Origin of the sequence: Pseudonocardia sp. (assembly GCF_050246655.1) — a bacterium.
In the GTDB taxonomy this organism is placed as follows: domain Bacteria; phylum Actinomycetota; class Actinomycetes; order Mycobacteriales; family Pseudonocardiaceae; genus Pseudonocardia.
Window position 1 is genome coordinate 19,807 of the sequence record NZ_JBFWVQ010000017.1, and the last position, 13,700, is coordinate 33,506.

11 protein-coding genes and 1 pseudogene are annotated in these 13,700 nt (G+C 76.8%); 5 read left to right on the top strand and 7 right to left on the bottom strand.

From position 1 onward, the window contains the following. Positions 1-41: 41 nt before the first annotated feature. From AB7J25_RS08695 to AB7J25_RS08720, 6 genes are read right to left on the bottom strand one after another with little or no spacing between them, the layout of a single operon-like run. The gene (locus AB7J25_RS08695; RefSeq protein ID WP_428506927.1) at positions 42-1,070 is read right to left on the bottom strand and encodes an LLM class flavin-dependent oxidoreductase; all 1,029 of its coding nucleotides are present in this window, start codon (positions 1,068-1,070) and stop codon (positions 42-44) included. 2 nt (positions 1,071-1,072) lie between these two features. Beyond that, positions 1,073-1,672: a YybH family protein gene (locus AB7J25_RS08700; protein ID WP_428506929.1), complete on the bottom strand. Its 600-nt coding sequence runs from the start codon at positions 1,670-1,672 to the stop codon at positions 1,073-1,075. Positions 1,673-1,689: 17 nt separating this feature from the next. Then, positions 1,690-2,490, bottom strand: coding sequence for an alpha/beta fold hydrolase (locus AB7J25_RS08705; protein WP_428506931.1), 801 nt, complete (start codon positions 2,488-2,490; stop codon positions 1,690-1,692). Further along, the gene (locus AB7J25_RS08710) at positions 2,487-3,389 is read right to left on the bottom strand and encodes a DUF1028 domain-containing protein (RefSeq protein ID WP_428506933.1); all 903 of its coding nucleotides are present in this window, start codon (positions 3,387-3,389) and stop codon (positions 2,487-2,489) included. Before AB7J25_RS08710 ends, AB7J25_RS08705 begins: the two co-directional genes overlap by 4 nt. Beyond that, complete coding sequence (locus AB7J25_RS08715; RefSeq protein ID WP_428506935.1) at positions 3,386-4,999, bottom strand: PucR family transcriptional regulator; 1,614 nt, start codon at positions 4,997-4,999, stop codon at positions 3,386-3,388. The genes AB7J25_RS08710 and AB7J25_RS08715 overlap by 4 nt, the downstream gene beginning before the upstream one ends. Positions 5,000-5,044: 45 nt before the next feature. Further along, the gene (locus AB7J25_RS08720; protein WP_428506937.1) at positions 5,045-7,402 is read right to left on the bottom strand and encodes an ATP-binding protein; all 2,358 of its coding nucleotides are present in this window, start codon (positions 7,400-7,402) and stop codon (positions 5,045-5,047) included. A gap of 177 nt (positions 7,403-7,579) precedes the next feature. Here AB7J25_RS08720 and AB7J25_RS08725 point away from each other — a divergent pair, with 177 nt between their 5' ends. The 5 genes from AB7J25_RS08725 to AB7J25_RS08745 are packed head-to-tail and all read left to right on the top strand — an operon-like array spanning position 7,580 to position 13,491. After that, positions 7,580-9,955 (top strand): xanthine dehydrogenase family protein molybdopterin-binding subunit, encoded by a 2,376-nt coding sequence (locus tag AB7J25_RS08725; RefSeq protein ID WP_428506939.1) that lies wholly within the window; start codon positions 7,580-7,582, stop codon positions 9,953-9,955. Next, the gene (locus AB7J25_RS08730; protein WP_428506941.1) at positions 9,952-10,821 is read left to right on the top strand and encodes an FAD binding domain-containing protein; all 870 of its coding nucleotides are present in this window, start codon (positions 9,952-9,954) and stop codon (positions 10,819-10,821) included. The genes AB7J25_RS08725 and AB7J25_RS08730 overlap by 4 nt, the downstream gene beginning before the upstream one ends. Beyond that, positions 10,818-11,324 (top strand): (2Fe-2S)-binding protein, encoded by a 507-nt coding sequence (locus AB7J25_RS08735; RefSeq protein ID WP_428506943.1) that lies wholly within the window; start codon positions 10,818-10,820, stop codon positions 11,322-11,324. The genes AB7J25_RS08730 and AB7J25_RS08735 overlap by 4 nt, the downstream gene beginning before the upstream one ends. After that, positions 11,321-12,328, top strand: a complete 1,008-nt coding sequence (gene fgd / locus AB7J25_RS08740) for a glucose-6-phosphate dehydrogenase (coenzyme-F420) (RefSeq protein ID WP_428506945.1) — start codon at positions 11,321-11,323, stop codon at positions 12,326-12,328. The genes AB7J25_RS08735 and fgd overlap by 4 nt, the downstream gene beginning before the upstream one ends. Further along, positions 12,325-13,491 carry an amidohydrolase gene (locus AB7J25_RS08745; RefSeq protein WP_428506947.1) on the top strand — a complete coding sequence of 389 codons (1,167 nt, stop codon included), beginning with the start codon at positions 12,325-12,327 and terminating at the stop codon, positions 13,489-13,491. Before fgd ends, AB7J25_RS08745 begins: the two co-directional genes overlap by 4 nt. Here the strand turns inward: AB7J25_RS08745 and AB7J25_RS08750 are convergent. Continuing rightward, a pseudogene (locus tag AB7J25_RS08750) lies at positions 13,470-13,700 on the bottom strand (hypothetical protein); the annotation flags it as partial. The gene AB7J25_RS08745 and the pseudogene AB7J25_RS08750 sit on opposite strands and share 22 nt — an antisense overlap.

Here is a 13,700-nt window from a genome sequence, read left to right on the forward strand (position 1 = left end):
ATGACGCCGGCGGCCGGCGCGACCGCGCCGGTCCCGCTGGCTCAGCCCGCCCCGACCATCGGCAGCACCTGCTCCGCGGTGATGCGCAGCGTCGCCTCGACCTCGTCGGGGTCCCCGGCCACGAGCGGCATCAGGACGACCGAGTCGGCGCCCGCCTCGTGCAGGCGTTCGATCCGGCGCGCGCAGGTGGCCGGGTCGCCCGCGACGGTCAGCTCGTCGAGCCACGCGTCGGGCATCTCCTTGGCGATGAGCCCCGCCGCGTCGGCACCGCCGCGCTCGCAGAGCTCGACGACCTCGGGCCCGAAGTCGTTGACCGACACGAGCGGGCTCGCCGCGAGGTGGCTCAGGTACAGCGCGACCAGCGGCCGCACCGCCGCCCGGGCCTTCTCCGGGTCGTCGTGCACGCAGTACATGGCGAAGGTGGGCAGCCGGTGCGGCGCGGCGGGCGGCTCGGCCCGCCGTGCGACGCCCTCCTCGACACAGCCCTTGAGCCAGCGCAGGTAGGCCGGGCTCGACATCGCCGAGACCACCGTGCCGTCGGCGATCTCCCCGGACAGGCGCAGCATCCGCGGCCCGAGCACGCCGGTGTAGATCGGTGGCGGCGTGGCGGGCACGTGGCTGAGCCGGATCCCCTTCGCCTCGAACACACCGTCCCCGGCGGACCCGGCGGCACACTCCTCACCCGCGAGCAGCGTGCGCAGGATCGCGATGCTCTCCCGGATCGCGGAGAGCTGCGACGGCGGGTTCAGGCCCATCTGCGCCATCAGCGGCGGGATCCCGAGCCCGATCCCCGGCAGGACCCGGCCGGGGAACATCCGCTCGGCGCACGCGATCTCCATGGCGGCCACCGCGGGATGGCGGACCAGCGCCGACATCACGCCGACGCCGACGGGGATGCGTTCGGTCGCCGACAGCGCGCGCACCAGGCTCGCCACCGAGCCGAGGAACCAGTAGTCCTCGGGGATCCACAGCTCGGCGAAGCCGAGCTCCTCCGCGAGCCGCGCGGTCGAGCCGATCAGCTCCGGCGGTGTGCTGCTCGCGAGGACGAGGCCGACGTCGGGGGCGCCCATGATCAGCTCACCTCGGCGGGCAGCGGCAGCTCGACGGTCTGAGCGACGGCGCCGCCGCGGGCGCCGCCGCGGCCGTCCCAGGTGTCGCCGATGCCCGGGCGCTCCTCGTCGGCCGGGGCCGCGGGCGAGCAGTGGAAGTGCCAGATCTTCCACACCGGGTTGCCGTCGCCGTCGTCGCGGCGGGCGAAGGAGGTCTCCCGGAACCGGACGCCGACCGGCGCCTCGCCGGGCTTGCCGATCTCGAGGTTGCTCGCGGCCCAGCCGCCGTCCTCGGACGACGCCTTGGTCGGGAACACCCCTTCGCAGGTGAGGACGGCGAGGTCGCCGTCGACCTGGATCCGGTAGTCCCACAGGTGCACGACGTCGATCTCGAGCGCCTCGCAGTAGTACTCCCAGGCCTGGATCATCTCGTCGAGCCCGTAGTAGGTGTGCCCGTTGAGGTTGAACATGAGGGTTCCGGGGCCGAAGTTGCGGGCGCACCGCGGGATCTCGCGGGTGTGGTTGCCCGCCCACCAGTCGCGGTGGGCCTTGCGGATCTCCTCGATGTCCTCGGCCGGGCCGATGAACCGGGGCTCCGCGGTCGGGTAGTCGTCGCTGGACATGGTTCTCCTCGGGTTTCTCAGCGGGTGTGCTCGTGCAGCGCGGTGATCAGCTCGGCGACCTCGGCGGGCGCCTCGAGCATGGGCAGGTGGCCGATCCCGTCGAGCACCGTGACGGGCGTGCCGAGCAGCTCGGCGAGCTCGGCGGCCATCGCGGGCGGGCAGGTCGGGTCGTGGCTGCCGACGGCGACCAGGGCGGGCAGGCGCGGCAGGGCGGCGGCGACGGCGCGGGAGTCGGCGTGGGCGAAGGTGGCACGCACGATCTGCTCGACCATCGCCGTGTCGCGCCCGCCGGCCAGCTCGGCGAGCCGCCGCGCGGCGCCCGTGCGGGCGCGTGGACCGAGCAGCTCGTGGCCGTGGCGGGCGAACCAGCCGCCCACCCCCAGCTCGCGCAGCTCCACGAGCAGCGGTTCCAGGTCGGCCTCGGCCAGCCCGATCCGCAGCGTGGCGCCGAAGCACGCGATGCTCGCGACCTCCGCCGACGCCCGCGCGGCGACCTCGACGCTCACGGCGCCGCCGATGGAGCCGCCGACGAGGTGCACCCGGTTCCAGCCCAGGTGGTCGAGCACGGCGAGGGCGTCCGCGGCGAAGTCCGCCGGCAGGTACGGCGGGCCGGGTTCGGAGGACCCGTGGCCGCGGTAGTCGACCGCCACCGACTCCCCGGGCAGTGCCGCGGCGACGTCGTCCCAGACGGCGGCGGCCGTGTTGACCGGGTGCAGCAGCAGGACGGGGACGGCGTCCGGGTCGCCGCCGCGGTGGACGGCGCAGACCCGCCCCGCCGGGCCGTCGACGGTGAACCGCGCGTCGCGGGTGGTCGTCATGCCGGACTCCTCTCGAGGTACCCCGCCTCGGCGAGGTTGTGGAGGAACTGCCGTAGCTCGGGGCGCCGGCCGAGCAGCGCTCGCGCCGCTGTCGCGGACTCGGCGGTGCGCCCGGCACGGGTGAGCAGGACGCAGTGCCAGAGCTGGGCCTCCAACCCCGCCTCCGAGTCCTCCCCTGCGACGGCGGCGAGGGTCGCGAGCGCCGCGTCGGTCGCGCCGGGACGGGGTTCGCGGTACTCCCCGACCAGCACCCCCTCGCCGGCCAGCACCCCGAGGACGGACGCGCTGGACCGCGCGAGCCCGACGAGGCGGGTGAGCTCGGCGACCGGGTCGGGCGCGTCCTCGACGCGCAGGTCGAGCAGCACCCCGTCGGTCGCGTCGTCGGGTTCGCCGGCGGCGACGACCCGGATCCCGGCCGCCTGGCGCCCGCGCAGGTCGCCGCCCGCGGCGTCGGCGGCGGCGAGCGCCGCGAGCATCCGGTCCACGAGCGGGCCGCCGGCGGCCATCGCGGCGGCCATGGCGTCCAGCACCGCCTCGGACGCGAGCATGTTGCCCTGGACGAGCCAGGAGTCCCCGGCGCGGGCGCCTGCCGCACCGACGCAGCGCTTGCCGGTGTGCACGGCGAGCCCGCCCCTGGCGTCGGCGATCGCGACCTGGCGCAGCTCCGGCAGCGGGTCGGCGGCGAGCCCGGCGTCGAGGGCCTGCTGCGCGGTGGCGCCCTCCCGCAGGGCCGCGAGACCGAGTCGTGCGTAGGCGGGCTCGATGAGCGACTGGTTGGCGATCGCGCCCGCACCAGCCTCGGCGTGGTTCACCGCCCGGCCCACCGCGAAGAAGTGGGACTGGCAGGCCACGCCCAGCGCTGCGGTGTCCGGGTCGCGGGCGACGACGGAGTAGGTCACGACGCCTTCCCTTCGGTGCGTGCGGTTCCGACCAGGTCGTGCAGGCGCAGCTGCAGCTCCGCGACGAGCCGGTCGGCGTGGTCGTCGAGGTCGAGGCCGGCGAGTGCGCGGATGCGGCCGAGCCGGTAGCGCAGGGTGTTGCGGTGCAGGTGGAGGGAGCGGGCGGCGCGCATGACGTCCTGGCGCGCGTCGAAGTAGGCGCGCAGGGTCTCCAGGTAGCGGGTGCCGTCGGCCGCGTCGATCTCCCGGAGCCGCTGCACGGGGCCGCGCAGCAGGCGGGGGCGCTCTGCCGCCGTGCCCGCCAGCTCGGCGAGCACGCTGCGGCTCCGGTGGTCGGCGACCTCCGCCACAGCCGGGCCGGGCTCCCCGGCGAGGACGTCGAGGAGCCGGTCGATCTCCGCACGGTGCAGCGCCAGCTCCGCGCGTCCCGCCGGATCCCCGACGACGCAGCGCAGCTCGGGGTGGCCGCGGCGGCGGGCCCGCTCGACGACGTCGCCGACAGCCTCGACGAGCCGAGCCGAGTCCGGGGCGAGGGCGTAGATCCGGCCGCCGGCGCGGGCGGTGACGAGGCGCGGGACGGCGGGTCCCAGCTGCAGCGCGAGGAGGCGTTCGAGCCGGTCGGTGGCGGCACCGGCCGCAGCTCGCGGGCCGGCTCCGAACACGAGCAGGCGCGGCGGCCCGCCGTCCGGGCCCGCGACCAGCTCCACCAGCTCGTCCGGCCAGCCGTGCCCGGCGAGGGCGGCGTGGAGCAGGTCCGTGCCCAGCCGCGACCGCGGCTGCGGCGCCGCGGTGCGGGCCAGCCAGGCCGCTGCCCGCCGTGCGGCCCGGGCCAGGACCTCGTGCCCGTGCGCCTCCGTGCTCCCGGCGACGGACCCGGCGCACCAGAGGGTGCCGAGGGTCTCGCCACCGGCCCGGACGGCGACCGCCTGCCAGTCCCGCCCGTCCGGGCCGCGGACCTCGACCACCCCGGCCGCTGCGGCGAGCGCCCGGACTGCCACCGGTGCCGCGGCGGGCGGGACCCGGCGCAGGATCCACTCGCGGGTCGGCTCGTGCGGCTCGCCGTCGTGCAGGCTGTGCGCGAGCACCTCGAGGCGGTTCCCGGTGACCAGCACCGTCGCGCCGAACGCGGCCGCGACGTCGTCGGCGAGCGCGTGCAGGTCGCCACCGTCGGGGAGGGGTGCGCCCTGCAGGGCGTGCGCGGCGAGCAGCTCGCGACGCACGGCGGGCCAGGCTCGGCGCGGCCCGGCGGTCAGCACGGCGAGCTCGGCTGCGGGGACCCAGTCCGGGTGCGCGGCCCGCGGCCGCAGGACGAGGCCCGCCGCGCCGCGCGCCGCGGCCTGCGCGGCGGCGCGCCGCAGCCGCATCGGGTCGGCGGCCGCCCCGGTGGCCGTGACGAGCACGAGGTCGCCCGCCGCGACGGCCTCGGCCGCCGGCGTGGCGAGATCCCAGACGGCCACGCCGCGGACCTCGACGTCCAGCCCGTCCGGGGCCCGGACGATCCGGACGGTGTCCGGCGCGGTCGCGGCCAGCAGCCGGCCCAGCCCGACGGCCGGGCGGTCGCCGGGCCGGGGGGCGGCGGCCGGGACGACCCTGCGCAGCGCGGTGTTCACGCCGGACAGCCTCGCCGCGGCCCGGGTGCGCCGTCGTCGTGGAGACTACGTACGCGCTACGTATCCGGCGTCCGGCCCGGCCGGTGCCCCGTGCCACCACCCGGCGACCTGAGCGCGGCGGGTGAAGCCGAGCTTGACGAGCACGCGCTCGACGTGCACCTCCGCGGTCCGCGGGGAGATCACCAGGCGGGCCGCGATGTCGCGGTTGCTCAGCCCGTCCGCGAGCAGCGCGGCGACCTCGGTCTCCCGCGGGGTCAGCGGGTCGCGGGCGGCGGGCCGGTCCCGGCGGGTGCGGCCCGGCACCGGGGCCCGCGCGCCGCCGTCGAGCGCGACCCGGACGGCCTCGTCGACCGACAGCGCCGCCCCGGCATCCTGCACCCGGCGCAGCCGCGACGTCCCGAGATGCGAGCCGATGCGCTCGTCCCACCGGTTGCGCTGCGCGATCAGCTCGCCGAAGCCCATGAGCGCCGAGCACGTCCCGTCCCAGCGGGGCCGCAGCGCAGCGTGCAGCAGCCCGGCGTCCGCCCAGCGGCCCTCGGCGCCGAGGGTCCACGACAGGACCTCGGCGACCAGCAGCATCCCGACGGTGTCGCCGAGCCGCCGCTTCATCTCCAGTGCCGCCTGCGCCGCCCGCGCCGCCTCGGCGGCCTCGCCCCGCCCGCTCAGGGCGAGCGCCTGCACCCACACCGCGTAGGAGCGGCACCACACCTCGCCGGTGGCGCCGCACAGCGCCTCGGACTCGGTGGCGCACGCCAGGGCGTCGTCGAGCTCGCCGCGGGCCCAGTGCATCTCGCCCAGCAGCATCAGGACGAACGCGACGCCGGGCACGTCGCCGTCCGCGCGGCGGCCGGCCAGGGCGGCGCGGCAGCCGTCGACGGCCCGGTCGAGATCGCCCGCGAACGCGTCGGCGGCCGCGAGGAGCGCCGTCGCGTGGTCGCCCGCCGCCGGCTGGCCCAGCTCCTGTGCCGCGTCGTGCGCGCGGGCGAGCGACGCCCGCGCGGCGTCCTCGGCCCCGAGGAGCAGCTGGATCCAGCCGTGCAGCCACGACGCCCGCGGCCCCGCCGGGGTCCGCGGCGGCGCCACGTCCAGGGCCCGGCGCAGCCACAGGTCGCCCTCCCGGAGGTTGCCCAGGCACAGCCACACCGCGCGCAGGTCCGAGGCCATGCGCAGGGCCCGGTCCGGGTCGTCGCCGCGCAGCCGGTGGTCCACGGCGACCCGCAGGTCCGGGAGCGCCCGCCGCAGCCGGTGCGCGTGGATCACCTGCCGGTCGCTGAACCACTCGGCCTCGGCCCGGCGGACCAGCGCCTCGTGGTGGTCGGCGTGCCGGCGGGCCAGCTCGGCCGCCCCGGCGTGGGGATCGTCGAGGTGCAGCCTGCCGTGGTGGCGGATCGTGTCGAGCATCCGGAAGCGGGGGACGTCGCCCGCGTCCGGCTGGCCGCCGGGCTCGCGGACCACCACGGACTTGCGGACGAGCCCGTCGAGCAGGTCGGCCGTCGCGTCCGGGGGCCCGCCCGGGGTGGCGCACACCCGCTCGACGGTGTCGGCGTCCACCGGGCCCGCGAACACGCTCATCCGCGCCCACAGCGCCTGCTCGGCCGGTGAGCAGAGCTCGTAGCTCCAGGTCACCGCGTCCTCGGCGCTGGAGAGCCTGGCCGGGGCGTCGCGCGGCCCGCCGGTGAGGATCCGGTAGGGGTCGTCGAGGCGGTCCGCGATCTGGCCCGCGGACAGGGTCCGCAGCCGGGCCCCGGCCAGCTCGATGGCCAGCGGGACACCGTCGAGGCGGCGGCACAACCGGGCCACGTCGGCGGCGTTGTCGGGGGTGAGCGCGAAGTCCGGCACGATCGCCCGGCCGCGGTCGAGCAGCAGCTGCGCGGACTCGCAGGCGAGCAGCCCCGGCAACGGATCCTCCCCGGTCGCCGGGGACGGGACCGGCAGCGGGGCGACCGGCAGCACGTGCTCGCCGGTGACGCCGAGCTCCTCGCGGCTGGTGGCGAGGACCCGCACGCCGGGCGCGCCGCGCAGCACGTCGCGCACCAGCTCGGCGCAGGCCTGCACGAGGTGCTCGCAGTTGTCGAGCACCAGCAGCGCGTCCCAGGAGCGGATCCGGTCCGCGAGGCCGCCGCGCAGCGTGCTGCCGTCCTCCTGCCCCAGCGCGGCCGCCACCGTCGCCTCGACCAGCGCGGGATCGCGCAGCGCGGCGAGCTCGACGAACCAGGCCCCACCCGGGAACGCGCGGGAGGCGTCGCGGGCGACCTGCAGCGCCACGCGCGTCTTGCCGATGCCACCGGGGCCGGTGAGGGTGACGAGGCGGGCGCGCCCGAGCAGCGCCCGGACCTCCCGGACCTCCCGGGCGCGCCCCACGATGCGGCTGGCGTCGGCGGGCAGGTTTCCCGGAGACGGCACGAGGGCGCTCCTCACGGACGGGCTGGCGGCCATTCTGCCGAGCGGGTCGGGACCCCGCCAGGCCGGCCGGGAGGCCGGCGGCCGCCGCGGCTTCGGCCACCGTGGCCCAACGCCGCCGCCGCGGTCGGTGCACCGTGGCCGGTGACCGGCGGGCCGTGGGGACGCAGGCTTCGGCCCGTGACCGCTCACCATCACCCGCCGCGGCTGATCGGGGCGCGGGTGCCCCGGGCCGAGGACCCCCGCCTGCTCACCGGCCGCACCCGCTACCTCGACGACGTCGTGCTGCCCGGGATGCTGGAGGCGGCGGTGCTGCGCAGCCCGCACGCGCACGCCCGGATCGTCGCGATCGACACCTCCGCTGCGCTGGCCCTGGACGGTGTGGTCGCGGTGCTCACCGGCGCCGACGCCGCGCGGTTGTGCGCCGCGCCCCAGCCGGTGCTGCACCAGGTGGTCCCCGGCCAGCGCGACACCGGGGGATACGCGCTCGCTACCGACCGCGTCCGCTACGCCGGGGAGCCCGTGGCCGCCGTGGCCGCGGTCGACCGCTACGTCGCGGAGGACGCGCTCGGCCTGATCGAGGTCGTTTTCGAACCCCTCCCGGCCGTGACGACGCTGGACGAGGCCCTGGCGCCGGACGCGCCGCGGCTCTACCCGGACTGGCCGGACAACCGCGCCGGGTCCATGACGTTCCCCAAGGGCGACGTCGACGCCGCGTTCGCCGGCGCCGATGTCGTCGTCTCCGACACGCTGTACTGGGGCAGGCAGACCGGCGCGCCGCTGGAGACGCGCGGCGCCGTCGCCACCTGGGACGCGTTCACCGGACGGCTGGAGATCTGGATCTCCACGCAGGCCCCGCACCTGGCCCGCGACCTGCTCGGCGAGGTGCTGGGCCTGCCGACCGAGCGGATCCGGGTGCTCACCCCCGACGTCGGCGGCGGGTTCGGCAACAAGTTCGACTTCTACGCCGAGGAGGTGCTCGCCGCGCTGCTGGCCCGCACCACCGGGCGTCCGGTCAAGATTGTGGAGGACCGGCTGGAGAGCTTCGTCGCCAACGCGCACGCCCGCGAGCAGCGCATCGACGTCGAGGTCGCGGCGCGCGCCGACGGGACGATCCTCGGGATGCGGGGCACCTTCCACGCCGTGCTGGGCGGGCGGCTCGCCACCCCCGGCATCGGCCCCGCCTGGGCCTCGGCCGCCTCCTTCACCGGGCCGTACGACGTCGGCGCCGTCGCGTCCACCGTCGTCGGCGTGCTCACCAACCGCTCCCCGTACGGCTCCTACCGCGGCTGGGGGCAGCCGAAGGCCAACTTCGCCCACGAGCGGATCGTGGACAAGCTCGCCGCGACGCTGGGCCTGCCGGCCAACGAGGTCCGGCGCCGCAACTTCGTGGCACCCGGTGCGTTCCCCTACCAGAGCACGGCGTTCGTGTTCGACAGCGGCCGCTACGCCGAGTGCCTCGAGCTGACCGAGCAGGCCGTCGCCGAGCGGGGCTGGGAGAAGCGCAAGGCCGAGGCCGCCGCCGAGGGCCGCTGCATCGGCATCGGGCACTCCTTCCACGTCGAGCTGAGCGCCACCGGCAACTCGCGGATCATGACACTGCTCGGCATCCGGCACTCCGGGTTCGACGAGGAGGTCGTGCGGATCGACCCGACCGGCGGGGTCACCGTCCGCAGCGGGATGTCGGCCATGGGCCAGGGCGTGGAGACGGCGCTGGCGCAGGTCGCGGCGGACACGCTCGGGGTCCCGTTCGACACGGTCACCGTGGTCACCGGCGACACCGACCGCGTCCCGTTCACCGGATACGGCACCGGCGGCAGCCGCGGCGGGCCCGTGGGCGGCGCCGCCGTCCTCGGCGCGGCAGGCCGCCTGCGGGAGAAGGTGCTGCGCATCGCCGGGGAGCTCCTGGAGGTCGCGCCGGCGGACCTGGAGATCACCGACGGGCGGATCTCGGTCGCCGGCGCCCCGGACGGCCCGTCCGTGATGCTGCGCGAGGTCGCCGACGCCTGCTACCGCACCGTGGGCCGCCTCCCCGAGGGCGAGGCGCCCGGCCTGGAGGAGCGGGAGGTGTTCGACCCGCCGAACAACGCCTTCTCCTACGGCGCCACCGCGGTGCTGGCCGAGGTGGACCGGGAGACCGGCGCCGTCACGCTGCTGGACTACCTCATCGCCCACGACTGCGGCACCGTGATCAACCCGATGATCGTCGACGGGCAGCTGCACGGCGGGGCGGCCCAGGCGATCGGCGGCGCGCTCTTCGAGGAGATCGTCTACGGCCCCGACGGGCAGCCGCTCACGACCACGTTCATGGACTACCTCATGCCCACCGCGGCCGAGGTGCCGCCGTTCACCACGCTGCACATGGACACGCCCGCCCCGCACATCCCCGGCGGCTTCAAGGGCATGGGCGAGGCGGCCACCATCGGCGGCCCGTCCGCGGTGGCCTCGGCCATCGACGACGCGCTGGCCGACCTGGGCGTCCACGTCACCGTGCTGCCGGTCACGCCGCCCCGGCTGCACGCCCTGATCACGCGAGCCGAGAAGGAGCGCGCATGAAACCCGCCCCGTTCGGCCACGTCCACGCCACCTCCGTCGAGCATGCCGTCGCGGTGCTCGCGGAGTCCGACGGCGAGGCCAAGGTGCTCGCCGGCGGGCAGAGTCTCGTCCCGCTGCTCGCGATGCGCCTGGCCCAACCGAGCGTGCTGGTCGACCTCGGCCGGCTCGGCGGGCTCGCCGGGATCCGCGATGCGGGCGACCACCTGGAGATCGGCGCGATGACCCGCACCCGCGACGTCGAGACCTCCCCGCTGGTCGCGGCGGCCGTCCCGCTGCTGCCCGCCGCGCTCGCCCACGTCGGGCACGTGACGATCCGCAACCGCGGCACGTTCGGCGGCAGCGCTGCGCACGCGGACCCGGCCGCGGAGATCCCGGCCGCGCTGCGCGTCCTGGACGCCGAGCTGGTCCTCGCCGGGCCGGGTGGGCGGCGCGCGGTCACGGCGGCCGACTTCTTCCGCGGCTTCCTCACCACCGCGGCCGGACCGGACGAGGTGCTGGTCGCGGTGCGGGTGCCGAAGCAGGAGCCGGGCACCGCCGTCGCGGTGCAGGAGTTCGCCCGCCGCCACGGCGACTTCGCGCTCGCCGCCGTGCTCACCGCGGTCCGCCTCGCCCCGGACGGCACGGTGGCCCACGCCCGCATCGCGGCAGCCGGGGTCGGCCCGGCGCCGGTCCGCGCGGACGCCGCCGAACGCCTGCTCACCGGTGCCGTCCCGGGCCCGGACGTGATCGCCGCGACGGCCGCCGCCGTCGCCGGGGCCACCGCGCCCGTCACCGACGTCCACGCCCCCGCCGACTACCGCCGCCACCTGGCCGCCGTGCTCACCCGCCGGTGCCTGACCCCGATCGCGAGGAGGGCCGCGGCATGACCGTGACCGACCACAGCACCGCACCGACCACCGTGACCATGACCGTCAACGGGCGCCGGGTCGACGCCCACGTCGAGCCCCGCAGGACGCTCTCGGACTTCCTGCGCCGCGACTGCGCGCTCGCGGGCGTGCACGTCGGCTGCGAGCACGGCGTCTGCGGCGCCTGCACCGTGACGCTGGACGGGCGCACCGCCCGCTCGTGCTGCACGCTGGCCGTCCAGGCCGACGGCGCGGAGATCGAGACCGTGGAGAGCCTGGCGAACGGGCCCGAGCTCGACCCCCTGCAGGAGGCTTTCCGGCGCCACCACGGCCTCCAGTGCGGGTTCTGCACGCCCGGGATGCTGCTCACGGTGCGCGAGCTGCTGGCCGCGAACCCCGACCCCACGGACGAGGAGATCCGGGCGGGCATTTCGGGCAACCTCTGCCGCTGCACCGGCTACCAGTTCATCGTGGACGCGGTGCGCGACGCCGCGGCCGTGCTGCGCGCAGGAGGCTCCCGGTGACGCTGCGGGTCGGGTACAAGGCGTCGGCCGAGCAGTTCGGCCCGCGCGACCTGGTGGAGTTCGCCGTCCGGGCCGAGGAGGTCGGGCTGGACAGCGTGTGGGTGTCCGACCACTTCCTGCCGTGGCGGCACACCGGCGGGCACGCCCCGTTCTCCCTGGCCTGGATGGCGGCGGTCGCCGAGCGCACCCGCCGCGTCACGATCGGCACCAGCGTGCTCACCCCGACGTTCCGCTACCACCCGGCGGTGATCGCGCAGGCCTTCGCGACGATGTCGCTGCTCTCCGAGGGCCGGGTGGTCCTCGGTGTCGGAACCGGGGAGGCGCTCAACGAGATCGCCGTCTCCGGGCGGGAGTGGCCGGAGTTCCGGGAGCGGTTCGCCCGGCTGCGGGAGGCCGTCGCGCTGATGCGCCTGCTGTGGACGGGCGAGGACGTCGACTTCGACGGCGACCACTACCGGACCGCCGGAGCGACGATCCACGATCGCCCGGAGCTGCCCGTGCCCGTGTACGTGGCGGCGGGCGGCCCGGTCGTCGCGAGGTACGCAGGCCGGGCGGGCGAGGGCGTGATCTGCACGTCCGGGAAGGGGATGGAGCTCTACACCGGAAAGCTCATGCCCGCGCTCGCCGACGGCGCCGCCGCCGCGGGCCGCGATCCGGCGGGCGTGGACCGGATGATCGAGATCAAGGTCTCCTACGACCGCGATCCGGCCCGGGCGCTGGAGGCCGTCCGGTTCTGGGCGCCGCTGTCGCTCACCGCCGAGCAGAAGCACAGCGTCGGCAGCGCCAGGGAGATGGAGCGGCTCGCCGACGCGCTGCCGCTGGAGCAGGTGGCCCGCCGCTGGATCGTCACGTCCGACCCGGACGAGGTCGTGGCCGCGGTCAAGACCTACGTCGACGCGGGCCTCACCCACCTCGTCGTGCACGGGCCGGGGCACGACCAGCGGCGGTTCCTCGCGCAGTTCGGCGAGGACGTGCTGCCGCGGCTGCTGGCGCTGGCCGGATGATCGGCGAGGCCGTCGCCCGGCACGCGGAGCGCCTGTTCGCCGTCGCCGACGCGATCCACGACCGCCCCGAGGTCGCCTTCGCCGAGCACGAGGCCGCCGCGCTGCTCGCCGCGGAGGCCGAGCGCGCGGGATTCGCCGTCACCCGCGGCGCGTACGGGCTCGCGACCGCGTTCGAGGCGATCCGCGGCGACGGTCCGTTCCGCGTGGTGGTCTGCGCGGAGTACGACGCCCTGCCCGGCATCGGGCACGGCTGCGGGCACCACGTCATCGCCGCGGCGGGGCTCGGCGCGGTGCTGGCCCTCGCCGAGGTCGCCAGCGAGCACGGCCTCACCGTCGTGCTGCTGGGGACCCCGGCCGAGGAGAGCGGCGGCGGGAAGGCGCTGCTGCTCGACCGTGGTGCCTGGGACGGCGCGACGCTCTCGGTCATGGCGCACCCGGCGGGCGAGCCCGACGTGCCGTGCGGCGCCGTACGCACGCGGGCGATGGACCGCTTCGAGATCACCTTCACCGGCCGGTCCGCGCACGCCTCCGCCGCACCCCACGAGGCCGTCAACGCCGGGGATGCCGCGACGGTCGCGCTGGCCGCGATCGGGCTCCTGCGCCAGCACCTGCCCGACGGGGTGCGCACCCATGCTTTCGTCGCCCACGGCGGCGAGACGACCAACGTCATCCCGGCGCTGACCCGGGTGCGCCTGGAGGTGCGCGCCGATGACGTCGCCACCCTCGACGGCGCCACCGCCCGCGTGCTGCGCTGCATCGAGGCGGGCGCGGTCGCGACCGGCTGCGCGTGGGAGGCCCGCCGGACCGAGCGCCGCTACGAGGAGCTGGTCCAGGACCCGTTCCTCGCCGGGTGCTGGGACGACGCGCTGCGCGACCTCGGCCGCACCGTGGTCGCCGCGGCGCCGGCGCCGACCGGGTCGACCGACATGGGCAACGTCAGCCGCGTCGTGCCCTCGATCCACCCGCTGATCGCCCTGCGCGGGGCGACCGCCCCGCTGCACACGCCCGAGTTCGCCGCGCAGGCCCGCGGGGACGCCGCGCGGGAGGCGATCGTCCACGCGGCCGTCGCGCTCGCCCGCACGGTGGTCGCGGCCGCGAGCGAGCCGCAGCGGGAGCGCTACCTGGGGCGTCATCCCCGCTCCTACGCTGCGCCGACCAGGTAGCGCTGGAAGGTCGGCCCGAGCCACGTGACGAGCTCCGCGGGCGTCATCGCGACGACGGGCGGCAGCCGCAGGACGTAGCGGGTGAGGGCCACGCCGAGCGCCTGTGACGCGACGAGGCCGGCGCGGGTGGGCACGCCCGCGGGGTCGCCGACGAGGCCGGCGACCATCGGCGCCAGCTGCGCGGCGAAGATCGTCTGTGTGCGGGCGAG

What these genes read in the sequence shown, in the direction of transcription:
- AB7J25_RS08695 (WP_428506927.1), bottom strand. Translation starts at nt 1,070, where the DNA reads ATGGGCGCCCCCGACGTCGGCCTCGTCCTCGCGAGCAGCACACCGCCG.
- AB7J25_RS08700 (WP_428506929.1), bottom strand. Translation starts at nt 1,672, where the DNA reads ATGTCCAGCGACGACTACCCGACCGCGGAGCCCCGGTTCATCGGCCCG.
- AB7J25_RS08705 (WP_428506931.1), bottom strand. Translation starts at nt 2,490, where the DNA reads ATGACGACCACCCGCGACGCGCGGTTCACCGTCGACGGCCCGGCGGGG.
- AB7J25_RS08730 (WP_428506941.1), top strand. Translation starts at nt 9,952, where the DNA reads ATGAAACCCGCCCCGTTCGGCCACGTCCACGCCACCTCCGTCGAGCAT.
- AB7J25_RS08735 (WP_428506943.1), top strand. Translation starts at nt 10,818, where the DNA reads ATGACCGTGACCGACCACAGCACCGCACCGACCACCGTGACCATGACC.
- AB7J25_RS08745 (WP_428506947.1), top strand. Translation starts at nt 12,325, where the DNA reads ATGATCGGCGAGGCCGTCGCCCGGCACGCGGAGCGCCTGTTCGCCGTC.